This is a genomic window from Amycolatopsis sp. WAC 01376, assembly GCF_003947415.1.
GTDB lineage: Bacteria > Actinomycetota > Actinomycetes > Mycobacteriales > Pseudonocardiaceae > Amycolatopsis.
Genome location: NZ_QHKL01000003.1, coordinates 402,680 through 424,557, shown reverse-complemented (window position 1 = coordinate 424,557; position 21,878 = coordinate 402,680). Strand labels below are relative to the sequence as shown.

Sequence of the window (21,878 nt, the reverse complement as noted above, 5' to 3'; positions counted from 1 at the left end):
GTGCCGCGCGCACCCTCGGCGCGGCACGGGCGGGCTGAGCGACGTGCGCGGTCTCGCACTACGGTCGTCTCGTGACACCTGCCGATGCCCGCGAAGCCCTCCTGTTCCACTCCGGCGCGCACCCGGATGTGGACGATCCGCGGTGGCAGACAGGGTTTCTCGGGTCTTTACGACCCTTCAGTGGCTTGCGCGAGGAGAACTACCATGAGGTGATGGCCGCGTTGCGGGCTCTCACCGAACAGCTGCAAGCCGACTCGGTGCCGCGTGAAGTCGTTTCCGCCGTGGTCGGGATCTGTCACTTCGCACGGGCCTGGGGCGTCGCGCCTGACGGCATGCTCCGTGGGAACGGCCTGATCGACGACGAGGACGCGGCGCGCCTCGAGGAATGGATCTGGGCTATCTCCTACGCACTGTCGATGATCTTGGACGGCGACGCGGCGGAGGCCTTCGCCGCGTACGACGACGAACGTCTCCGATAGACACGGATACGTGACAGGGCGCGAAGTCGTGGTGAAGGCGCGGGAAGACGACGGCCGCGCCGCTTCGTGTGTCGCCGCGCAGGCCCGGTTGGCCGAGGAGCAGGAGGTCGCGTGGGCGGCGGCGCACGACGTCCGCTGGGAAGTACTGCACGGCGCTCCCCGGGTTCGCATGACGTTGTCCGCGCGCAGGTGACTGAACGCCTGAGAGGAGGTCAGCAGACCTTGACGACGACCGAGTGCGCCTTGCCGCTCGATCGCAGACTCGGTGAGGCCCAGCAAGGAGAGATCAGATCGGTCCGTGCCGGTCACGTCCTAGCGGGGCTCCTTAACGAGGTAGAGCCTCGCCATCGATGCCGGGTGTCGCCGAGGCAAGCCGGCCACTGCGACGGAGCCAGATCTCCAAGGGAAGGGTTACCAGTGGAGGGATCGCTGCCAGGACAGCCATGATCGTGACCTTCCGGCTCCAACGCAAGGAGACCGCGGCGGCGATGGTCACGATCACATAGGCGATGAAGGCGATGCCGTGCATCATCCCGAAGATCCGCACGCCTAGTTCGGTGGTTTCGGTGACGTACTTCAGGAACATCCCGGCCAGCAGGCCTGCCCATGTCGCTGCTTCAACGAAGGCGACCGCGGCGAAAGCCTTTCCGATGCGGGCGATTGGGCGAGTGTCGACATCGATGTCGAGGGTCACGTTCCACATCCGTTCGTTGGGCAGTCGATCCAGCGATTATCCCGGACAGCCGTGCGGTTCTGTCGGCAGCCCGCGGCGGGCATGCCCGCCGCGCGGAGGCGGCGTGGGCGGACTTCCCCGAGCGCGGCCGTACCTACCTGGCCCCCCAGCTACAAAAAGAAATCATTCACGCGACGCTCGTGGCGAGGCCTGAGTTCAGCACAATGCCCACTGTGGACCTCGTACGCATCGTTGGATCGCAACGGGCGGCGGCCGGCGCCATAGTGCCGTTCCGGCACTGTGAGGTTCACCCCGGGTAGCGGACAGGCCGAGGGCGAAACCGTGGACGTCACTGACCTTCTGCTCGAGAACACGGATCACGCCCCGCCGACCTGCGACCGCACCCAGCTTGTCGAACTGTGGAAGCAAAGAACTCCGGACCTGCCGATGCCCCCACCGCAGCGGTTGTGACGAGGAAGCAGAACGGCTGCTACGCCACCACCGGCTCCGCAGAGCACTTCTCCAACTATCGGCACACCTGAGCAAACGGAGACAAAACGGAGCCCAATCGCGATTAACGCCAAGGGGAAATTGCCGCCGAAGGCCCAACAACCCTGCAGATCGGCAACGATTTTGACGCGGTGGGCCGGGTCGGGCTCGAACCGACGGCCAAGGGATTATGAGTCCCCTGCTCTAACCAACTGAGCTACCGGCCCCAAGGGTGACCTGACACCTCCGCGGGAGTCGCCCCAGCCCGAACAGCGGGTTTGCGAACGCACAGAAGTCCCAGTTCGCTCCAAGTTATCACAGCGCTCACCTGCCACGATCGCCTAGGCCGTGTCCGGTAAGTGTGTCCGATGGGCTTCGTGATCCAGGTGGTTCCTGGCGGCGCGGGCGGTTCTGCCTCGTACCGGGCTGTACTCGGCTGGACCGCCCGTGCCGTCAGGGACCACCTGGGCGCGAAGACCGCGGACAGACTTACCGGACACGGCCTAGGCCGAACAGCTGGTTTCCGGCACAGGACGGGGTCCGCTCGTCTAGGTTGCAGGGATCAACGCCGTGCGGCTCGCCGCCCGGGACACGCTGACCATCGGGATGGGCCTGGGGTATCAAGTCCATCGGGCAGGGAGGCGCTCGTGGCGAACCCTGTCGCCATCGGGCTCGGTGTCGTGGTCGTCATCGGCGTCGTGTTGTCACTGAGGGCGAGCATCCGGGCACTGCGGCGAGCCGGTCTCCGTATCGATGCGATCTTCTCCGACGAATTGGACGACCGGCCGCCGCCACGGTAGTCGATTTACGGTCCTGTTTGGACGGTCAGCCGCCCAATCCCGAGCCGCCGCCCGGCGTAGTAGTCCCCGGCAGCTCAGAAGTAGCAGTGGGCGGCGCTTGTGTAGTCGGCGTCGTGGTCGGTGGCGTGACCTTCGTCGGTGTGGGTGAGCTCTTCGGTGGGCTCGGCGTGGTCGTCACCGGCGCCCCGCCATACGCCGCGAAGCTGAACCAGATCGCCCCACCGGCCTTCGGCGTGGTCTGGTTGAACATCGCCCGCACCTGGAACGTCGTCGCCGTGTACGAACCCTGCACCGTGTTCAGCATGTACGCGTTGAACTGTCCCGGCGTGTTCGCCGAAACGACCACCGCTGCCGGGACGGTCCCCAGCGCGTGCTGCACGGTGCACATGCCGGCGCCATCGGTCACGCACGACGCCTCCGCGGCCTGCACGCTCGGTGCCGGCGACGGGCCGACGGCGCCGGATGTCCCGGCGAGCACCGTGCCCCCGGCGGCGGCGACGGCCAGCCCGGCGACGGCGACCGCGGCCTTCTCCCTGGTCCTCATGTTCGTCCTCCCTCTGATCCCCCGACAGCAGGGGTCGGACGCCGCGGCGCGATCGTTACGCCACGCCGAGCCGCCGCAGCGCCGGCCGCCACCGGTTCCCGCCGGTGGCCAGCCCCAGCGCCACCAGGCCCGCGCAGTACTTGCTCACCGACTGCTCGCGGATCCGCAGCTTCGCCAACGCTTCGGTGACGCTGTTGCGTTCGGAGGCCGACTTCACCTCCAGCAGCACCAGGTCGCCCCCGGCGGCCAGGCTTCGCGGCCCGGACCGCCAGACGAGTGACGTGTCGCAGGTGATGCGCGCGTCGGCGGTGACGAGGGTGGTTCGCCGGTAGTCGGTGATCAGCGCCGGGGTCAGCGGCCGGGGCGCGGGGCGGCCGTAGGCGGCGGTGAGGGCGTCGTCGAGGAACGTCAGCGCGGGCGCGGTCAGGCCGTGCGCCGCCTCGGCCGGATGCGGACGGCGGACCTTGACCGTTTCGTCGCGCCGTCCGCTGACCTTGAGCTCGCAGTAGGTGTCGGCCGAGTCGGTGTAGGTGCGCGTGCGGATCTTGAACCGGCGCCGCCGATCCTGCCGGTGCGCCCGGAAGATCGCCAGATCCGGGGTGTCGAAATAGGTCGACGAGTAGCCGAACACGCGTTGCCCCTCGATCTCCAGACAGCGCAGTGACGCCCTCAGCGACTCGGTGACGGCCAGGAAGTCGTTGAGCTTCAGGACGTATTTGCGGTCCGTCCGGCTCATCAGCCCGCTCGTGGCGACGACTTCCGCGAGCGACAGCGAAGGGAGTCCCTTGGCCACCGCGGCGACGGTGGCCGTTCCGCGCCCGCTCACCGGTGCCCCGCCGGGGCGCCGTGGACGACCGCGGCGGCGTCCGGCCGGAAGCGGACGTCGACGACGGTGACCTCGCGGACATAGTCCACTTCGGACACACTGTGCCGCACGACCGTTCCGCCGAGGCGCGCCCGCAGTTCCATCAGCATCGTCTGTTCGTCGGGGTACACGGTGTCGAGCACGACCGTCCGCCGCTGCGGACCACGGGTGCGCGACGGGTGGTCCGCGACGTACATGACGGCGAGCAGCAGGACGTTGAAGACGGCGACGATCCGCCAGTCCGCGGACGGCAGCCCGTTCACCAGACCCAGAACGAGCGCGACGAAGTAGTACGCGACCTCCTGCTGGCTGATCGAATCGGACCGCAGGCGGATGATCGACAGCACGCCGAACAAGCCGAACCCGAGCGCGCTCGCGGTCGGCACGGAAAGCAGCACGGCGACCGAAACGCAGACGCCGACGTTCAACGCGAGGTAGGCGCAGGCGAGATCACCTCGCAGGTGGCGACGGTAGTAGATACCGTAGGCGAGGATGACGGCGGCGACGAGGTCGACGGCGAGATGAAGCAGTGTCGTGGTCATGGAAACCACTGTGCCGCCGGAAGAAGAGACCGTCGTGAGAGCATGATGAGAACCGTCTCATCAGGACTCACCGAGCCGGTATCCCATCCCCCGCACGGTTTCGATCCGCTCGGCGCCGATCTTCGCGCGCAGGTACCGGATGTAGACGTCCACCACGTTCGATCCGGGGTCGAAGTCGAAACCCCAGACCCCGCCTAGCAATTGCTCGCGGGAGAGCACCTGGCCGCGGTTGCGCAGCAAGGTTTCCAGCAGCGCGAACTCGCGGGCGGTGAGGTCCTTCTCCTCCCCCGCGACCGAAACCTTTCGCGTGCGCAGGTCGAGCGAGAGCTCCCCGGCGCGCAGCACCGCCGGTTCGGCTTCGGGATTTCCCCGTAGCCGCAACCGGATCCGTGCCAGCAGTTCCTCGAACGCGAAGGGTTTGGCCAGATAGTCGTCGGCGCCGCCGGACAGCCCGGCGACCCGGTCGACGACGCTGTCCCGCGCGGTCAGGATGATCACCGGCACCGTCCGGCCCGCCGCGCGCAGGGCCCGCAGAAGATCCGAACCGTCGAGGTCCGGCAGCCCGAGGTCGAGGACGACCAGATCGTGCGCGCCGGTCAACGCCTCGGTCAGCCCTTCGGCGCCGGTCTTGACCCAGCGGGTCGCGAAACCCTGCGCCCGCAGCCCTTTCTCGACGAACGCGCCGATCCGGGCGGAGTCCTCCACCACCAGCACACTGGTCACCGGTCCACACCTTCCGCGACGGGGATCTCGATGGTGAACCGCGCGCCTTCGCCGGGCGCGGTGTCGAGCAGGACTCGGCCGCCGTGCGCCTCGGCGATCGCGGCGACGATCGCCAGGCCGAGCCCGGCGCCGTCGTCTCCGCTGGAGTTGCTGCCTCGTTTGAAGCGTTCGAAGATCCGGCTCCGCGAATCGGGCGGGACACCCTCGCCGGTGTCGCGGACCCAGAGCCGCGCCGTCGTCGCGGTCACTTCCGAGCCGAGGGCGATCTCCTGACCCGGCGCAGTGTGCCGGACGGCGTTGGAGACCAGTTGCAGCAAGGCCTGCGCGAGGCGCTGACCGTCCGCGCGGACGGTCATCTCGGCGACCGCGTCCAGCCGCCAGGCGCGGTCGGCCAGCGGGCGGGATTTGGCGAGGGTCTCGACGGTGAGGTCGGCGAGGTCGGTGTCGCCGGGCGCGAGGAAGTCGGGGCCGCCGGATTTCGCGAGGACCAGCAGGTCGTCGACGATCCGTTGCATCCGCCCGAGTTCGTCGAGGACCAGATGCCGGGTGGCCGCGTTCTCCCCGGGATCGTCACCCATCAGCTCGATATGGCCGCGGACGATCGTGATCGGCGTGCGCAGTTCGTGCCCGGCGTCGTCGATGAAGTCGCGTTGTCCGGCGAAGGCGCTTTCAAGCCTGTCCAGCATCGTGTTGAAGGTGCGGCCGAGCGCGGCGACGTCGTCGGAGCCCCGGACCTCGATACGGCGGGAAAGGTCGGTCTCGCCGATCTGTTCGGCGGCCAGCCGGACCTCCCGCACCGGCGCGAGGATGCGGCCGGCGACCAGCCAGCCGATCAGCCCGGCCAGCACCAGCGCGGCCCCCGACATCGCGGCCATCACGCCGGCGACGTCGTTGATCTCGCCCGCGGCGTGGTCGACGAACTCGACGATCACCAGCGCGCCGCGGCCCGGTGAGCCCTCGATGGTCACCGGGACGACGCCGTAGCGCGCCGACCCGACAGCGGTGGTGACCGTGCCGTAGGCCGGGCTCGTGGCCCGGGACAGTTCGGCGACGAACTTCGGGTCGGTGTCGAGCCGGACCGGCGGCTCGATGGCGCTCCGCCTCGACGCCACGCCGTCGCTGATCGAGAAGAACGTCTCGTACTTCTCGGGCAGGTTCCGTTCCAGGTGACGGCCGAGGACCGCCTCGACGGTGGCGGGTTGCCCGGCCGGGCGGGCGTCCGGTGACGCCAGGAAGGCGCGGAGTTTGCCGGTCTCGTGCGCGATCTCGTTGTCGAGCCGCTGGTCCAGCTGGTTGTGCAGGACGGTGCGGGTCGCCAGCAGCGACCCGGCGAGCGCCAGCAGCACGACCAGCAGGACCCACGCGAGGATCCGGGCGCGGGCGCTCATCGGCCCCGCTCAGTCGTCGAGGTCGAAGTCGAAATGGTCGTCACCGTCGCGGTCATGGTCGCGGTCATGGTCATTGTCATCATCGAGGTCGTCGTCGTGCCCGGCCAGCCGGGGCGGGACGACGGCGGGCGGGGCACCCGGCTCCCCCGGCCCGGTGACGGCCCGTCCCGCGGGGGCGACGACCGCCGGGCCGAGGTCGGGCGGCGACACCGCGGTGGCCGCGATGACGGCGAACGTGCCGGTGGCCGCCACCACGACGGCGGCGACCCCGGCCAGGACGATGATTCGGACTCGCATGACACCAGGCTGCCCGGCGCCGGTGAGCCACCGATGAGGACTCGATGAGAACTTTCTCATCGAGCCCGCGTCTCACTGGTGCGCGTGCGGATACTCCGGCGAGCGGTGCTGGAACGACAGGATGTCGGGGTTGCGGATCTTGCCCTCGCTGATCTCGATCGCCCGGTCGAGGATCGGATCGGCGGCCCACGCGGACGGGCCGGCCAGCACCTGCTTCAGATGCGGCAGCAGGGCGCCGCTGATCTCCCAGGTCGCCGAATCCCAGAGGTAGGACGGGCTGTGGTCGACGGCGTAGTAGGTGAGGCCGCCGACCTCGAAGGTCGGCTCCATGAACGTCGTCGGCTTGGCCCAGCCGAAGCCCATCGCCTCGTCGCAGGAAACGTCGATGACGAGGCTGCCGCGCCGGAACTCGGCGAGGTCTTCCTCGACGAGGAAAGTCAACGGCGCCTTCGGGTCCTGCAGCACACAGTTGACGACGATGTCGTGCCCGGCGAGGAACTCCGCCAGCGGCACGCGGCCGTCCTCGGTGATGGCGTGGCTGCGGCGGAGGTCGGCCGGGCCCTTCAGGTCGTGGTCGAGATGCACGATGTTCGCCGAGTGGATCGGCGAACCGACCGCGGTGACGCCACGGTGGGTGAGCACGTGCACGTCGTGGATTCCGTGGGCGTTCAGCGCCGTCACCGAACCACGCGCCGTGGCGCCGAAGCCGATCACGACGGCGCGGAGACGGCGGCCGTAATCGCCGGTCGAGCCGGTCAGCTGCAGCGCGTGCAGCACCGAGCAATAGCCTGCCAATTCGTTGTTCTTGTGGAAGACGTGCAGGCCGAAAGAACCGTCGCTACGCCAGTGATTCATCGCTTCGAAGGCGATGAGGGTCAGTTTCCGGTCGATGGCCAGCTGGGTGATCTTGTCGTCCTGAACGCAGTGCGGCCAGCCCCAAAGGGTCTGGCCCGGCCGGAGTTCGGCCAGGTCTTCCGCGAGCGGTTTGGCGAGGAGAATGACGTCGCAGTCCGCGATCAGTTGTTCACGGGAGCGCAGGCCCCCGACCAGGGGCGCGAGGTCCTCGTCCGGAATGCCGAAGCGTTCGCCGTAGCCGTTTTCGAGGAAAATGGACGTCCGGAGACCGGGGTCGATCCGCTCGAGATGCCGCGGATGGATCGGAAGCCGCCACTCGTTTTCTTTTCGCGAGTGGCAAATGACGCCGAGAGTGAGTTGGTCCACTTGGGGCCCCTTAAATAGACCTCCAGTCTAAACGCAAGGCCCGGCGTGGACTCAGGGTGTCCGAGAGCATCCCGTGCGCCGGCGTTCGAGCCCGCGTCGTCCTCGCCGCCGCCGACGGCATCGAGGCACTGCTCGCCGCGAGGTGAGAGGGACCGTTCCCCCTGCGGCCCATGGCGTAAAGTTCCCTTGAATCCAAGGGGGAATCCGTGCGTCTTCGGTCTGTGTTGTGTGCTGCGTTGATCTTGTTCGTCGCCGGCTGCGGAAGTACGCAGAAAACCGGCCAGGCCGCCGTGCCGAGCACCGCGGCGTCGAGTCCGGCGACGACGGCGGCCGCCACCGGGACCGAGCAGGCCATCCCGCGCACCCGGATCTCGCTGCCGGTTCCGGACGGCATGCGGGTGGAGCCGAGCCTGCCCGGTATCGGCCGGTCGAACTCCCGGACCTCCATCGTGGTCGTGGAGCAGCCCGCGAACGGCAAACCGGCCCGCGAAGCGATGGCCGAGATAGCGGCGGGCTTCACCAGCGAACAGGCCCGGCAGAAGGGGCTCGACCTGGAAAAGCCGGTCGAGACCACGATCGCCGGGTTCCCGGCCTTCCTGACCAGCGGCGTCCAGCGGGCATCGGCGGGCACCTTCGCCAAGGTCAACGCGATCCTCGCCGCCGAGGACGTGCTGGTGATCATCACCGGCACCCTCGAACCGGGCGACCCGCTGACCGTCGACGACGTCAAGAAGACCATCACCGGCGCCCGCTGGAGCACCGAGGCCGCGCCGGGCGACATCGGTTTCGACCTGACCCCGGCGGAGGGCTACCAGCGCAAGGAAGCCACCTCGAGCCTCAGCTTCACCCGTGGCGCGCAAGGCGGCCCCAAACTCATCGCCGCACCGTCGATGGGCGAGCCGCGGCTGCCCGGGGACAAGCGCGCCTACGCGGTCGACAGATTCGGGAAGCTGCCGGCGAAGCCGTCCGCCGACACGGTGACCGAGGTGACGATCGCGGGGATGCCCGGTTTCGAGATCGTCGGCCACGACAGCAAGGGCAAAACCGCGTACGCCGTCATGACGTTCACCGAAACCGGGTACATCCTCGTCGTCGGTGACTTCGACCCGGCCAAGGACGGCGACCAGCTTCCCGCCTTCAAGCAGATGGCGCGGTCGCTGGTACTCAAGTAGTCACTTGAACGCCGCCGCGTTCCGCGTCGCCCAGTCGGCGAAGGTCCGCTCCGGTCGTCCGAGCACCTTCTCGACGTCGGGGCTGACCCGCTGTTCGTCCTCCGTCGGCCTGCCGAGGATCGCGAGCGTGGCCTCCACGACCACCGGCGGCATGAACGCCGACATCGCCGCACGGGCCTCGTCTTCGCTCAATTCGGCGAAGCTCAGCGCCTCGCCCACCGCGGCGCTGAGGTCCGCCGCCTGCCGCCGCGGCGAGATCGGCTCGGGTCCGGTCAGCACGTAGGACCGGCCGTGGTGGCCGGATTCCCGCAGCACGGCCGCCGCGACGTCGGCGATGTCGGCCGGGTCGATGACGGGCAGCGCGACGTCGCCGAACGGCGCCGCGACGATCCGATCGGCCCGGATCGCCGGTGCCCATTGGAAAGCGTTCGACGCGAAGCCTCCCGGCCGCAGCACTGTCCACTCCGGACTCGACGCCTTGACCGCCTTTTCGTACGCGGGCGCGTGCCGCCCGGTTCCGACGCCCTGGGAGGACAGGAGCACGATCCGGGCGCCACCGGCCGCCGCGACGACCTCGGCGACGTCACCGCCTGCCGCCAGGAATTCTCCCGATGTCAGAAGGAAAACCCGGTCCGCGCCGTCGAAGATCTCCTTGAGCCCGTCGGCCCGGGCGAGGTCGGCCCGCACGGTCCGCACGCCGTCGGGCACGTCCGACGGCGAGATCCGGCGCGACACCGCCGTCACTTCTTCTCCTGCGGCGGCAAGGTTTTCCACCAGCAGACGTCCTACATTCCCGGTCGCTCCGGTCACCACGATCATGGTCGCTCCTCGGTTCGCGTTTCGTTGACGCGGCCGAAGCTACCGGCCCGGGGATAGTAGGTACCTAGAGGAAAGTAATGGGAAAACCGGCTTTTCGTGAGCGTGATCACACTCGCCAAACCGTCCACAAGGGACACTTTCGACCGGCGAAATGTCCGGTCAGCGGCTTTCGCTGGTGAGGGAAGAACGAACGTGTCGTGCAGCGGGGCCACTGCCGCTCCTGCGCTCGCGTTCTCCTGGTAGTGAGGGCCTCCTTGCCTACCCTGACGGTAGTGAAGGAGGCTTTCGCTACCGTCGGATGTGATCCCTGGTGACCGTGGGACGGCTGTGACCTCAGCGGCCGGTCGTGAAGTACATGAAGGCCCCCTTCCTTGCGTCTAGCGCAAGGAAGGGGGCCTTCATGTACTTCGGCAAGGCGTGACTCGCGTGCTTGGAGACGTAACTCACGCGAGTGCGGTCGACACCCGTCGAGACCTCCGGAGGACTTCCTTTGGCGACCACTTAGTCTCGGGCCCATGCCCGAAACCGCACTCGGCCCCCTGCGCGTCCTCGACTTCTCGCGGGTGCTCGCCGGCCCGTTCGCCACCATGCTGCTGGCCGATCTCGGCGCGACGGTGATCAAGGTGGAGCGGCCGGGCATCGGCGACGACACCCGCAGCTGGGGGCCGCCCTACGACTCGACCGGTCAGGCGACGTACTTCCAGTCGGTCAACCGGAACAAGACGAGTGTGGCGCTGGACCTCGGCGACCCGGAAGACCGCGCCCATGCCCGCGCGCTGGCGCTGGAGGCCGACGTCGTGGTCGAGAACTTCCGGCCCGGCGTGATGGACCGGCTCGGTCTCGGCCCGGAGGTCCTGCTGGCGGCGAATCCCGGCCTCGTCTTCTGCTCCGTCACCGGTTTCGGTTCCGGCGGCGGCGCCGCGCTGCCCGGTTACGACCTGCTCATCCAGGCCGTGGGTGGGCTGATGAGCATCACCGGCGACCCGGCGGGCGAGCCGCAGAAGGTCGGCGTCGCGCTCGTCGACGTCCTGGCCGGGCTGTTCGCGAGCGTCGGCATCCTTGCCGCCTTGCGCCACCGCGACCGCACCGGGCAGGGGCAGCGTGTCGAGATCGACCTGCTGTCCAGCCTGCTCGCCGCGCTGGTGAACCAGGGCAGCGCGTACACCTCCGGCGGGACGGTCCCGGCGCGGATGGGCAACCGGCACCCCAGCATCGCGCCCTACGAGCTTCTCCCCTGCGCCGATCACGAACTCGCGCTCGCCGTCGGCAACGACCGGCAGTTCGCCGCGTTGTGCGAGGTCATCGGTCTGCCGGAGGTCGCGGGCGACGTCCGGTTCGCGACCAATCCGGCGCGGGTCGAGCACCGGGACGGACTCCGCGCGCTACTCGAAGACCACCTGGGCAGGCGCCCGGCGGCCGAGTGGGCGGCGGAGTTGAGCGCGGCCGGGGTGCCCGCCGGAGAGGTCAACGACGTCGCGGGCGCGTTCGCCCTCGCGGAACGGCTCGGCCTGAGCCCGACGGTCGATCTCCCCCGGCCCGACGGCACCACCGTGCGGCTGACCCGCAACCCGATCGGCCTGTCGGCGACGCCGCCGCGATACGAGACCGCGCCGCCGGACGATCCCGCGCAGCTCACCCTTCCCTTGCCCGGCTGGAGCTGACGAAGGGCCGTCAGCGGACTGTCAGTGCTTCGTCAACGTCGGCCGCGAAGCTCCTGCCATGACCAACAGGACAGTCCTCATCTCCGGCGCGAGCATCGCCGGTCCCGCCCTCGCCTTCTGGCTCTCCCGCCAGGGCTACGCGGTCACCGTCGTCGAACGGACGGCGGAACTCCGCACCGGCGGCCAGGCGGTCGACTTCAAAGGCGCGACCCACCGCGCCGTGCTGGACCGGATGGGGATCCTCGACGAGGTGTACCGGCGCCAGACCGGCGGACACGACCAGACCATCATCGACGCCACGGAGCGGCCGCTGGCCGTCATGCCCGGCGAGTTCACCGGCGGTGACGTCGAGATCCGGCGCGGCGACCTGGCCGCGATCCTCTACGAACGGACCGTTCAGGACTGCGAGTACGTCTTCGGCGATTCCATCGCCTCGCTGACCGAAACGGCCGACGGCGTCGACGTCACCTTCGAGCGCGGTGCGCCGAGGCGGTTCGACCTCGTCTTCGGCGCGGACGGCATCCACTCCACCGTGCGACGGCTCGCGTTCGGCCCGGAAACCGACTACGTGGAACACCTCGGCCACTACTACGCCCTGGTCGAGACCGGGGAGAGCGACGACTTCCGCGGGCCCGGCGGCACCTCGATCATGTACAACGAGCCCGGCAGGCTCGCCGCCACCGGCGGACCCAAAGCGGCCGCGTTCTTCGTGTTCGCCTCCCCCGAAATCGCCTACGACCGCTACGACATCGGGCAGCAGAAGGAGATCCTGACCGCGGCGTTCGCCGACGGCGGCTGGCGGCTGCCCGAACTGATGGAGGTGGTGAACCGCTCGGACGACGTCTACCTGGACTCGATCAGCCGGGTCACGATGGACGGCTACTCAACCGGGCGCGTCGCGCTCCTCGGCGACGCCGCGTACGGCAACACCCTAGGCGGCTTCGGCACCGGGCTCGCCATCGTGGCCGCGTACGTCATCGCGGGCGAACTCGCCGCGGCGAACGGCGACCACGAGGTGGCCTTCCGGCGGTACGACGAGAAGTTCCGCGGCTACGCCAAGGTGGCCCGCGGCGCCAACGCAGGCCCGTTCCTCGCGCCGCCGACGAAACTGCGGATCAAGCTGCGCGACCAGCTGTTCCGGCGGGCGTTCATGCTGCGCTGGATGCTGTGGGTGACCGACAAGTTCGCCACCGACATCACCCTCGACGAGTACCCGGCGCTCGCCCGTCAGGGTTGATTCACAAGGCCGGCGCGGCACCCTGGCCGCGCTCGTCTCCGGCCCCGTGCTCGGCGACCTGGAGCAGGAGGCCCGCCGCCACCCGCACGATTTCCCGTTCGGCGGGTGTCAGCGTTTCGTCGAAGGCCCGCGCCAGCCAGCGGTTGCCGTCCCGCACATGCGCGCGCAAGGCCTCGCGGCCCTCGCCGGTGATCGCGATCCGCTGAGCCCGCCGGTCGTGCTCGTCGGGGCGCCGCGCGACGCGGCCTTCGGCTTCGAGCGCGTTCAGCACCCTGGTCAGGGACTGCGGCTGGAGTCCCTCGATCGCGGCGAGCGCGCTGACGGTCAGCGGCCCGCTGTGCCGCAGATTCGCCAGCACCGACGCGGCCAGCCTGCTCAAGCCCCGGTCTTCCCCGGGTTGTTCCGCCCGAAGCCGGGACGACAACCGCGAAACGGCCCAGCGCACCGACTCCGCGACCTGCGTGGTTTCACTCACAGTACAACGCTAACACTTGCTTCTTTAGTGGCAAGTCCAGGTCTGCGCATGTAATAAGCAAGCGTAAGCTTCGCATATGGCTCCGAGTCCGTGGCGTGTGTTCTGGGGTCTGCTGGAGCACGATCTGCTGATCACCCGGAAACAGCTCGGCGGAGTGCTGGCGCAGGTGCTCATGCAACCTCTGCTGATGCTGCTCGTGTTCGGGAAGGTCCTCGGCACGCTCGGCTACACCCCGCCCGGTTACGCGCGGCTGCTCCTTCCCGGGCTGGTCGCGCTGAACGCGTTCTTCGCCGCCGCGCAGAACGCGTCCTTCCCGCTCGCCATGGAATTCGCCACCCGCACCATCGAGAACCGGCTGCGGGCCCCCGTGCCGCTCGCCTGGATCGTGGTCGAGCGGATCTTCGCGGCGGCGTCGCGGGGCCTGGTCACCGCCGTCCTCATGGTCCCGGTCGGCGCGCTCGTTCTCGGCGAGCTGTCCTGGCGGGCGGCCGGTCTCCCGGCGGCGTTCGGCTACACCGTGCTCGGCGCGCTGGCCGGCGGCGACGCCGGGGTGACGATCGGCTCACTGGTCTCCCCCGCCCGGATCGGCATCACCTTCTCGCTGGTGATGCCGCCGTTGCTGTTCACCGGTTCCGCGCAGTTCCCCTTCCCCGGACTCGCCGCCGTCCCCTGGTTCCGGGCGCTGTGCGCGCTGAACCCGATGACCTACGTCAGCGAAGGCCTGCGCGGGGCGCTGACCCCGCAGGTCGCCCACCTGCCCGCCTGGCTCTGCGTGCTCGGGCTTGCCGTCGCGCTGGCCGTGTTCACCCCCGCGAGTCTCTGGGCGTTCCGAAGGCGGGCGATCACCTGACTTTCGGCGTGCGCGATCCCCCGTGCCGTGGTCGGCTGGGTTTCCCGCGTGACGTTTCCCGGGAAGCCGTGTCTTAACGATTGTCACCGGACCTTGGTGATGTGAAGGGAGCTTCGGCATGACGGCGCTGCACAGGTGCGCTCGATGACGACGTCGGCGAGAAGTGACGCGCCCGCCGCCGGCGAAACGGTGCTGGACGACGCGACACTCGTGGCGCGCGCCCGCGACGGCGAGATCCGCGCGTACGAGCAGCTCGTCCTGCGGTTCCAGGGGCCGATGTACCGGCTGGCGCTGCGGATGCTGGGGAACAAAGGGGACGCCGAGGACGTCGTCCAGGAGGTGTTCCTCGTCGCCTGGCGGCGGCTCGATCAGCTGCAGGAGGACGCGGCGTTCGTCGGCTGGCTCTACCGGACGACGACCAACCGGTGCCTGAACGTGATCCGCGCCAGGAAGCCGGTGGCCGACGTCGAGCTGGACCAGCAGGAATCCACCGGTTCGGCGGGGCGCCCGGAACGCGCGGCCGAGACGAGCGCGCAGCTGGCGGCGCTGACCGGGGCGCTGGACCGGCTGACCGCCGAGCAACGGGCCTGCTGGCTGCTGCGGGAGGTCCACGGCCGCTCCTACGAGGAGATCGCGAAGGCGATCGGGGCGACCACCACCGCGGTGCGCGGACGCATCGCACGAGCACGAGCGGAGTTGGCGGAGGTGATGGCGCCATGGCGATGAACCACGCGACTCAGGACTACTTGCTCCCGTGCGGCCGGGACGTCGAATTGGTTTGGGAACGGCTCGACGAGGTCGACGCGGGCCACGCGGACGCGCACGAACTCGAATGCCCGCACTGCCGGGCGACCCACGAGAGCCTCCGGGTGCTGCGCGGGCTGACCAGGGAGCTGGCCGACGACGACACCGAGCCGTCGCCGGATCTCACCAGCCGCATCATGTCCGCGGTCCGCGCCGAGGTCCGGCGTCGTGACCTGGTGCCGCTGGACAGCGCGGAACCGGGCGAGGTGCAGGTGAGCGATCAGGCGGTCGCGGCGGTGCTGCGGTTCGCCGCGGATTCCGTGGACGGCGTCCGCGCGCGACGCTGCCGGGTCCTGCCCGCGCCGGACCTCACCGACATGGCGGCCGTGAACGTGGAACTGAGCCTGGCGATCGCCCATGACTTCGACGGTGACTCGCTGGACGTGGTCCGTGAGCGGGTCACGGCGGCGGCGGGAGCCAGGGTCGGCCTACGCCTGGCCCGGCTCGATCTGGTGGTGGAGGACATCTATGACGCCTGAGCAGGCCCCTGCCAGACAACTGACCGAAACGGTGATCTCCCCACCGGTGATCGCGGCGGTCGCCGCGCACGCCGCGGCGAAGGTCCCCGGCGTGGTACGCCTGGAACCCGGGTTACGCGGGCTGGCAGGCTCGTTGACCCGGATCGCGCGGCAGCGGATCAAGGGCCTCGAACCGGCGCCGACCGAAGGAGTCCGCGCGGTCGTCGACCAGGACGACGTGCGGGTGGAGATCGACCTTTCGCTCTCCGGGCTGGACCAGGCCGCCGCGACCGCGCAAGCGGTGCAGCGTGCCGTCAGCCGGGCGGTCACCGAGGCGACCGGGCTCACCCCGTCGGCCGTCTCGGTGTCCATTTTGGACATCGAAATCCGTGGAGGACTGCTGTGACCGCACGTTCCGAACTGACCGCTTCGCTGCTGAGCACGCTTCGCGACGTACCGGGGCTGCGCGCGGCGAAGGCGTCGACCACGGCCGCCGCCTCGGCGGTGCCGTGGGATCTCGACGTGATGGCCGTCGACATCACCGAGAACGTCGTCGAGATCCGCGTCGTCGCGCTGGAGGTGCCGATCCCGCCGGTCACGGAGGCCGCCGGGGCCGCCTTGCGCGCGGTGCTGACCGGAACCCCTTGGGAGAACGCGAGTCTGCGTCTCGTGGTGACCGACGTGGACGCCGCCGCGCTCGTTCCCTGACAGACGAAGATCGCGGTGGCCGCGCCCGAGGGCGTGGCCACCGCGATCAAGGGTGGGGACCTAGTTCTTGTTGGTGCCCGGGGTCAGCACCTTGTCGATGACGAAGACGGTCGCGTTCTTGGTGGGGATGTTGCCGCACAGGACCTTCGCGCCGTTGACGGTCATGTTCTCGCCGGAGCCCTCGATCTTGACCGGGCCGCCCGCGGTGTTCAGGCTCTCCACGGACTTGGCGGACTCCAGGCCCTTGGCGTCGTAACGCTTCCCGACGACGTGGTACTGCAGGATCGGGGCCAGCTGGTCCGGCTTGCCGGCGAGCTCGGCGAACTTGGCGTCACCGAGTGCGGCGAAGGCCGGGTCCGCCGGGGCGAACACGGTGATGGCCTGCTGGCTGTTGAGCGTGTCCACCAGGTTCGTGGCCTTCACCGCGGCGACCAGTTTGGTCAGCAGCGGGTTGGTCGACGCGGCGCTGGCCACCGGCTGCGGGCCCATCGAGTCCAGCGAACCCGCCGCACTGCCCTGCGGCAACTGCGAACACGCGGGACCGAACACGTCGGCGTTGGTGGTGACACCGTCACCCGAGGCGGCACTGGACATCGGGGCCGACATCGACGAGGACGGGGCGGGCGCGGGGGCACTGCTGGAGCTGCCGGACGAAGCGCTGTCATTGCTGCTGCAGGCGGCCAGGGCCAGCGCGGTGACCGCGGTGAAACCGATTCCTGCGACGCGAAGCTTGTTCACGGAAAATCACTCCATTTGTTTTTCGGACTCTTACCGGGTATTCGGAACCACCACGGAATCGGATTGCCACTCTTTCGAGTGACCCCGATCACCGTGCGGTGAAACTGATGACATGCCAGCCCGTCGCACCGTCCGGAACGGTTCCGGCGCGTGCGTCGGTCTGGGTGTAGCCGGATTTGTCGACCGCGCGGACGGTGACCTGGTGACTGCCGGCCGGGACGTCGAATTCGGTCCACCACATCCGCCAGGTGTTGAGGCCCACCTCACGGGAAAGCATTGCGGGCTGCCAGTTCCCGCCCGCGCCGAGCCGGACTTCGACCCGCTCGACACCGGTGCGCTGCGCCCACGCGACACCCGAGATCCGGACCTTGCCCGCGGGTACCGTTTCGAATCCTTTCGGACTGTCGATCCTGGACTGCGTTTTGATCGGGGCTTGTTCGCCCCAGCCTCGGTCGAGCCAATACGCGCGACGCGCTTTCCAGGTGGTGATCTCCAGATCCTTGACCCATTTCGTCGCCGAAACGTAGCCATAGAGACCGGGGATGACCATTCGGGCGGGAAAACCGTGTTCGACCGGCAGCGGTTCCCCGTTCATCCCGATCGCCAGCATCGCGCCCCGCTCCGGATCGAGCGCGGCGACGACCGGGCTGCCCGCCGTCCAGCCGTCGACGCTGGTGGAGAAGATCTGCTCGGCACCGGGCAGGACTTCGGCCTCCCGCAACAGCTCTCCGAGGTCCACGCCGATGAAGTTCGCCGTGGACACGTAGGTGCCGCCGACCTCGTTGGACACGCAGGTCATGGTGATCGTGCGCTCGATCAGCGGCCGGTTGCGGATGTCGTCGTAGCTGTACCGTTTTTCGTTGCGCACCATGCCGTGCAGGCGGAGACTCCAGTCCTCGGCCCGGACCTGCGGCACCGACAGGGCGGTGTCGACGCGGTAGAAGTCGCGGTTCGAGGTGAGGAACGTCGGCGTGCCCAGTTTGGCGAAATCCGCGTCGGCCGGGATCGGCGGCGCCGGCTCGGCGGGAACGAGCCGCCCGATGGCCGCGCGGGAGGACTCCGCGTCTCGCGTGCCGGCGAGTAGCTGCCCTCCGGCCCCCGCCGCCCCCGCGGCCACGACGGCACCCGCCCCGGCCAGCAGCACCGACCGGCGCGACGGAGCGGCACCGGAGGCCTCCTCGACGGTTCGGGACCTCGTGATGGCGATGCGATGCAGCCAGAAGAAGACGCCGACTCCGGCGATCAGGCTGGCCAGCGGCGCGAGCAGGGCGACCGAATCGAGGTCGGGACGCTGCGACACGGCGAACCCGCCCAGCAGACCGAAAGCGGCGATCAGCACGATCCCCGGAACGGGCGACCGGCGCGAGGCGACCCCCGCCGCGGCCGCGGCGAGCACCATCACCAGGGCCATCCCGCCGAGCAGCACGAGCTTGTCGTAGACACCGAACGTGCGGACCGCGAAGTCCTTCAGCTCGATCGGGGTCAGATCGATCGCCCCGTTGCCGACCGCGAGGTACGGCGAAGCGTTGGCACTGATGAACCCGGCCACCAGATGACCGGCCGCCAGTGCCGCGGCGAGGGCCACGACACCGATCAGCGCCGCTCCGAAGAAGGGGAGGCGTTGGTTCCGATCGGCCCGCGAAGTCTTCATGCCAGGTATTCGCAGCCGTCGGGGCTACGGACTGGTTTCCTTTTGCGGCAAGGGAAATCGGCGCTTTTCGCAGGGGGCGTCACCAAGTATTCGTGGCGGAAGCCCCCGCGGACAGGTCACGAATCGGACACGGGCGCGAGTGCCGCGTCGGCCGGGGTGGTCGTGAGCGCCTGCCCGCCTGAGTACATGAAGGACCCCTTCCTTGCGCCTAGGTACAGGAAGGGGTCCTTCATGTACCTCGGCAAGGTGTGAAGGCCTGGCAGCAACCGCAGCCGGAACCCGCGTAGTACCTAAGACCCGAATCGCCACTCACGACCACCCGGCCCACCACCCGCCCGAGTTGCCCTGCTCACCCCGGCTTGCATGGTCATACACACCTATGCATATACTTCCATCATGTCCAAGGTACTCACCTCTCTGCCTGTCGGCGAACGCGTCGGGATCGCCTTCTCCGGCGGCCTCGACACCTCGGTAGCGGTCGCGTGGATGCGCGAGAAGGGTGCTGTGCCGTGCACCTACACCGCTGACATCGGCCAGTACGACGAACCCGACATCGCGTCGGTCCCGGGCCGGGCGAAGGCCTACGGCGCCGAGATCGCGCGCGCCGTCGACTGCAAGGCCGCGCTGGTCGAGGAAGGGATGGCGGCGCTGGCCTGCGGCGCCTTCCACATCCGCAACGGCGGTCGCACCTACTTCAACACGACCCCGCTCGGCCGCGCGGTCACCGGCACGCTGCTGGTGCGCGCGATGCTCGAGGACGACGTCCAGATCTGGGGCGACGGTTCCACCTTCAAGGGCAACGACATCGAGCGGTTCTACCGTTACGGCCTGCTCGCGAACCCGTCCCTGCGGATCTACAAGCCGTGGCTGGACGCCGCGTTCGTCAGCGAGCTCGGCGGCCGCAAGGAGATGTCCGAGTGGTTGCAGGCCCACGGCCTGCCCTACCGGGACAGCACCGAGAAGGCCTACTCCACGGACGCGAACATCTGGGGCGCGACGCACGAGGCCAAGTCGCTCGAACACCTCGACACCGGCATCGAGATCGTCAACCCGATCATGGGCGTCCGGTTCTGGGACGCCGAGGTCGAGATCGCGCCCGAGGACGTCACGATCGGCTTCGAGCAGGGCCGTCCGGTGACGATCAACGGCAAGGAGTTCGCCACCGCGGTCGACCTGGTCCTGGAGGCCAACGCGATCGGCGGGCGGCACGGGCTCGGCATGTCCGACCAGATCGAGAACCGGATCATCGAGGCCAAGAGCCGCGGCATCTACGAAGCGCCGGGGATGGCGCTGCTGCACGCCGCGTACGAGCGGCTCGTCAACGCGATCCACAACGAGGACACCCTCGCCAGCTACCACAACGAAGGCCGCCGCCTCGGCAGGCTGATGTACGAAGGCCGCTGGCTGGACCCGCAGGCGATGATGCTGCGCGAGTCGCTGCAGCGGTGGGTCGGCGCGGCCGTCACCGGCGAGGTCACCCTGCGGCTGCGGCGCGGCGAGGACTACTCGATCCTCGACACCACCGGCCCGTTCTTCAGCTACCACCCGGACAAGCTGTCGATGGAGCGCACCGAGGACTCGGCGTTCGGCCCGGTGGACCGGATCGGCCAGCTCACCATGCGGAACCTCGACATCGCGGACTCGCGCGCCAAGCTCGAGCAGTACGCCGGGCTCGGCATGGTCGGCGGCGGGCATCCGACGCTGATCGGCGCCGCGCAGGCCGCGTCGACCGGGCTGATCGGGGCGATGGACGCGGGCGGCGCGCAGGCGATCGCCTCCCGCGGCAAGGCCTCGGCCGAGGACGAACTGCTCGACCACGCCGCGATCGAATCCGGCACGGACTGACCCGAATATCCGGGACGCGAAAGCGCCGGGCGCGCGGCATCGAAGCCGTTCGCCCGGCGCTGTTCTCATTCGGCGATGGCCGGTTCACTTGCCGCTGAGCGCGGACCGCCGGTTCCCCAGTTCGTCGATCAACCGCTTGATCTCGACCTGGCCGATCGCTTCGGCCAGGACCGAAACCGACGCGATGCTCTCGATCCGGTACTGGACCGGCACCCCGCCCGAGGCCCGAGACTGCGCTTCGGCCTCCGCCTTCTTCTCCGCTTCGACGGCGCTGAAGACACTCCCGGCCCCGCCGTTGACGCAGCTGATCGAGCCCGAGCCGTTCAGCGGCAGGGTCGCCGTTTCCCGGCAGCTGCCCGCCGAGCGGCCGCCGATGGTCACGTTCGCGGTCATCGTGGCCTTGACCTGACCGGTGACCTTCCCGCCGCTGTTCGCCGAGGCGGAGTTGGACACGTTCGCGGTCACCGTGCAGCCCGAACCGCTGCACGCCACGGTCGCCGCGCCGTCCATGTCGAACCGCACACCGGTGTCGACGGCGTCGGACAGCTTCTGGGTGTTCACCATCAGCTTTTCGTAGACTTCGACGGTTTCCGACGGCGACAAAGCGTCCACATCGGAGTCACCGACTCCCGCGCCGGGCGGCATCTGCGGCAGCGACCCCGCGTCGGGCATCGTCGGGACCTTGGGCATCGACGGCATCTTCACGGAGTAGCGAAGAAGCCGGTGCGGCGCCTCCTTCGAGACGTACAGGTCCCCGGCGGGTGTGCTCGCCTTGAGCGCCGGGACGTCCCGGACGGTCTCGTTCTGGTCGCCGGGGATGTCCTCCGCCCGCTCCAGCGCCTCGCGCAGGCGGGCGGCGAGCTTCTCCGGGGACTCGAACTGCTGCAGGACCGGGCCGAACAGCGCTTCCTCGCCGGTGATCCACCGGTCCTTGAGGTCTTCGGTGCCCGCAGAGTCCGCACCCAAGCCGGGCAGCAGGCCGTCGGGTGCCTTGAAGAAGACCTTGCCGCCGACGACCAGGAGCTCGATCTTCTTGCCCTGGAAGGACATCGTGCCGGACGTCTCGCCGTACGCGGTGGTCTTCACGTCCGTCTCGATCATCCCGCCGACCGCGGAGGTGCTGTTGCGGACGGCCGGCGCCGAGGAAAGGCCTGCCAACGCCTGCTCGAAGGGTTCACGGCCCGCTTTCGACGGCCACAGCAGCCAGGTCGTCAGGCCGGCGAGGAGCACCAGCACCAGCCCGGCGATACCGCCGAACAGCAGCCACCGGGGTTTCCGGGCAGGCGGCGCCGGTGCCGGTTGCGGGACCCAGCCCTGCGGCGGCGGCCACTGCGCGCCTCCGGGTGGGAATGTTTGCTCCACGTCGCCCTCCATCACTGAATTCACCGGACGGCATGACGCTATGGAGGGATGATGAAAACTTGATGAAACGCGTGGGG

General features: G+C 69.1%; 25 protein-coding genes and 1 tRNA gene. 12 read left to right on the top strand and 14 right to left on the bottom strand.

Annotated features, from left to right (window positions below; all coding sequences use genetic code 11):
- The first annotated feature begins 71 nt into the window (after positions 1-71).
- Together DMH03_RS18750 and DMH03_RS18745 are read left to right on the top strand one after the other, a co-directional pair.
- The gene (locus DMH03_RS18750) at positions 72-479 is read left to right on the top strand and encodes a hypothetical protein (RefSeq protein ID WP_125793316.1); all 408 of its coding nucleotides are present in this window, start codon (positions 72-74) and stop codon (positions 477-479) included.
- A gap of 10 nt (positions 480-489) precedes the next feature.
- A complete protein-coding gene (locus DMH03_RS18745; RefSeq protein ID WP_125793315.1) occupies positions 490-672 on the top strand; it encodes a hypothetical protein in 183 nt (60 codons plus the stop codon).
- Between the two features lie 132 nt (positions 673-804).
- Here DMH03_RS18745 and DMH03_RS18740 read toward each other — a convergent pair whose 3' ends face one another.
- Positions 805-1,173 carry a DUF3817 domain-containing protein gene (locus DMH03_RS18740; RefSeq protein WP_233611554.1) on the bottom strand — a complete coding sequence of 123 codons (369 nt, stop codon included), beginning with the start codon at positions 1,171-1,173 and terminating at the stop codon, positions 805-807.
- A gap of 621 nt (positions 1,174-1,794) precedes the next feature.
- Positions 1,795-1,868: transfer RNA gene (locus tag DMH03_RS18735), tRNA-Ile, on the bottom strand.
- Between the two features lie 420 nt (positions 1,869-2,288).
- On the opposite strand from DMH03_RS18735, the gene DMH03_RS42340 reads away from it, so the two are divergent.
- The gene (locus DMH03_RS42340) at positions 2,289-2,441 is read left to right on the top strand and encodes a hypothetical protein (protein ID WP_199748922.1); all 153 of its coding nucleotides are present in this window, start codon (positions 2,289-2,291) and stop codon (positions 2,439-2,441) included.
- 25 nt (positions 2,442-2,466) lie between these two features.
- On the opposite strand, the gene DMH03_RS18730 is transcribed toward DMH03_RS42340, so the two are convergent.
- The 7 genes from DMH03_RS18730 to DMH03_RS18700 form a co-directional block, all read right to left on the bottom strand.
- On the bottom strand, positions 2,467-2,985 hold the full coding sequence (locus DMH03_RS18730) for a hypothetical protein (protein ID WP_125793313.1): 519 nt from the start codon (positions 2,983-2,985) through the stop codon (positions 2,467-2,469).
- Positions 2,986-3,040: 55 nt separating this feature from the next.
- Positions 3,041-3,811, bottom strand: a complete 771-nt coding sequence (locus DMH03_RS18725) for a polyphosphate polymerase domain-containing protein (RefSeq protein WP_125793312.1) — start codon at positions 3,809-3,811, stop codon at positions 3,041-3,043.
- Positions 3,808-4,392: a DUF4956 domain-containing protein gene (locus tag DMH03_RS18720; RefSeq protein WP_125793311.1), complete on the bottom strand. Its 585-nt coding sequence runs from the start codon at positions 4,390-4,392 to the stop codon at positions 3,808-3,810. Before DMH03_RS18720 ends, DMH03_RS18725 begins: the two co-directional genes overlap by 4 nt.
- Positions 4,393-4,452: 60 nt before the next feature.
- Positions 4,453-5,115, bottom strand: a complete 663-nt coding sequence (locus tag DMH03_RS18715) for a response regulator transcription factor (RefSeq protein ID WP_125793310.1) — start codon at positions 5,113-5,115, stop codon at positions 4,453-4,455.
- Entirely contained in the window at positions 5,112-6,503 is a 1,392-nt protein-coding gene (locus tag DMH03_RS18710) for a cell wall metabolism sensor histidine kinase WalK (RefSeq protein ID WP_125793309.1), read from the bottom strand. The genes DMH03_RS18715 and DMH03_RS18710 overlap by 4 nt, the downstream gene beginning before the upstream one ends.
- 9 nt (positions 6,504-6,512) lie before the next feature.
- Positions 6,513-6,800 (bottom strand): hypothetical protein, encoded by a 288-nt coding sequence (locus DMH03_RS18705; protein WP_125793308.1) that lies wholly within the window; start codon positions 6,798-6,800, stop codon positions 6,513-6,515.
- Between the two features lie 72 nt (positions 6,801-6,872).
- Positions 6,873-8,021, bottom strand: a complete 1,149-nt coding sequence (locus DMH03_RS18700) for a N(5)-(carboxyethyl)ornithine synthase (protein ID WP_125793307.1) — start codon at positions 8,019-8,021, stop codon at positions 6,873-6,875.
- Positions 8,022-8,257: 236 nt separating this feature from the next.
- Here DMH03_RS18700 and DMH03_RS18695 point away from each other — a divergent pair, with 236 nt between their 5' ends.
- On the top strand, positions 8,258-9,193 hold the full coding sequence (locus DMH03_RS18695) for a hypothetical protein (RefSeq protein WP_125793306.1): 936 nt from the start codon (positions 8,258-8,260) through the stop codon (positions 9,191-9,193).
- Here the strand turns inward: DMH03_RS18695 and DMH03_RS18690 are convergent, their stop codons facing one another.
- Complete coding sequence (locus tag DMH03_RS18690) at positions 9,194-10,012, bottom strand: NAD(P)H-binding protein (RefSeq protein ID WP_125793305.1); 819 nt, start codon at positions 10,010-10,012, stop codon at positions 9,194-9,196.
- 515 nt (positions 10,013-10,527) lie between these two features.
- On the opposite strand from DMH03_RS18690, the gene DMH03_RS18685 reads away from it, so the two are divergent.
- Complete coding sequence (locus DMH03_RS18685; RefSeq protein ID WP_125793304.1) at positions 10,528-11,673, top strand: CaiB/BaiF CoA-transferase family protein; 1,146 nt, start codon at positions 10,528-10,530, stop codon at positions 11,671-11,673.
- Positions 11,674-11,731: 58 nt separating this feature from the next.
- Positions 11,732-12,910: an FAD-dependent monooxygenase gene (locus DMH03_RS18680; RefSeq protein WP_125793303.1), complete on the top strand. Its 1,179-nt coding sequence runs from the start codon at positions 11,732-11,734 to the stop codon at positions 12,908-12,910.
- A 1-nt stretch (position 12,911) separates the two neighbouring features.
- Here the strand turns inward: DMH03_RS18680 and DMH03_RS18675 are convergent, their stop codons facing one another.
- Complete coding sequence (locus DMH03_RS18675; protein ID WP_125793302.1) at positions 12,912-13,385, bottom strand: MarR family winged helix-turn-helix transcriptional regulator; 474 nt, start codon at positions 13,383-13,385, stop codon at positions 12,912-12,914.
- A gap of 76 nt (positions 13,386-13,461) precedes the next feature.
- Between DMH03_RS18675 and DMH03_RS18670 the strand changes: the two genes are divergently transcribed.
- The 5 genes from DMH03_RS18670 to DMH03_RS18650 all read left to right on the top strand — a co-directional run bounded on the left by DMH03_RS18670 (position 13,462) and on the right by DMH03_RS18650 (position 16,205).
- Entirely contained in the window at positions 13,462-14,235 is a 774-nt protein-coding gene (locus tag DMH03_RS18670; RefSeq protein ID WP_125793301.1) for an ABC transporter permease, read from the top strand.
- Between the two features lie 144 nt (positions 14,236-14,379).
- Positions 14,380-14,961 carry an RNA polymerase sigma factor gene (locus DMH03_RS18665; RefSeq protein ID WP_125793300.1) on the top strand — a complete coding sequence of 194 codons (582 nt, stop codon included), beginning with the start codon at positions 14,380-14,382 and terminating at the stop codon, positions 14,959-14,961.
- On the top strand, positions 14,952-15,518 hold the full coding sequence (locus tag DMH03_RS18660) for an anti-sigma factor (RefSeq protein ID WP_125793299.1): 567 nt from the start codon (positions 14,952-14,954) through the stop codon (positions 15,516-15,518). The genes DMH03_RS18665 and DMH03_RS18660 overlap by 10 nt, the downstream gene beginning before the upstream one ends.
- A complete protein-coding gene (locus DMH03_RS18655; protein ID WP_125789492.1) occupies positions 15,508-15,903 on the top strand; it encodes an Asp23/Gls24 family envelope stress response protein in 396 nt (131 codons plus the stop codon). Before DMH03_RS18660 ends, DMH03_RS18655 begins: the two co-directional genes overlap by 11 nt.
- A complete protein-coding gene (locus DMH03_RS18650; RefSeq protein WP_125793298.1) occupies positions 15,900-16,205 on the top strand; it encodes a hypothetical protein in 306 nt (101 codons plus the stop codon). The genes DMH03_RS18655 and DMH03_RS18650 overlap by 4 nt, the downstream gene beginning before the upstream one ends.
- Positions 16,206-16,265: 60 nt before the next feature.
- Here the strand turns inward: DMH03_RS18650 and DMH03_RS18645 are convergent, their stop codons facing one another.
- Together DMH03_RS18645 and DMH03_RS18640 are read right to left on the bottom strand one after the other, a co-directional pair.
- On the bottom strand, positions 16,266-16,943 hold the full coding sequence (locus tag DMH03_RS18645) for a fasciclin domain-containing protein (RefSeq protein WP_125793297.1): 678 nt from the start codon (positions 16,941-16,943) through the stop codon (positions 16,266-16,268).
- An 88-nt stretch (positions 16,944-17,031) separates the two neighbouring features.
- Positions 17,032-18,594 carry a molybdopterin-dependent oxidoreductase gene (locus tag DMH03_RS18640; RefSeq protein ID WP_199748921.1) on the bottom strand — a complete coding sequence of 521 codons (1,563 nt, stop codon included), beginning with the start codon at positions 18,592-18,594 and terminating at the stop codon, positions 17,032-17,034.
- Positions 18,595-18,990: 396 nt separating this feature from the next.
- On the opposite strand from DMH03_RS18640, the gene argG reads away from it, so the two are divergent.
- Positions 18,991-20,439 carry an argininosuccinate synthase gene (argG, locus tag DMH03_RS18635; protein ID WP_125793296.1) on the top strand — a complete coding sequence of 483 codons (1,449 nt, stop codon included), beginning with the start codon at positions 18,991-18,993 and terminating at the stop codon, positions 20,437-20,439.
- Positions 20,440-20,523: 84 nt separating this feature from the next.
- Here argG and DMH03_RS18630 read toward each other — a convergent pair whose 3' ends face one another.
- Entirely contained in the window at positions 20,524-21,801 is a 1,278-nt protein-coding gene (locus DMH03_RS18630) for an SON protein (protein WP_233611553.1), read from the bottom strand.
- Positions 21,802-21,878 lie beyond the last annotated feature (77 nt).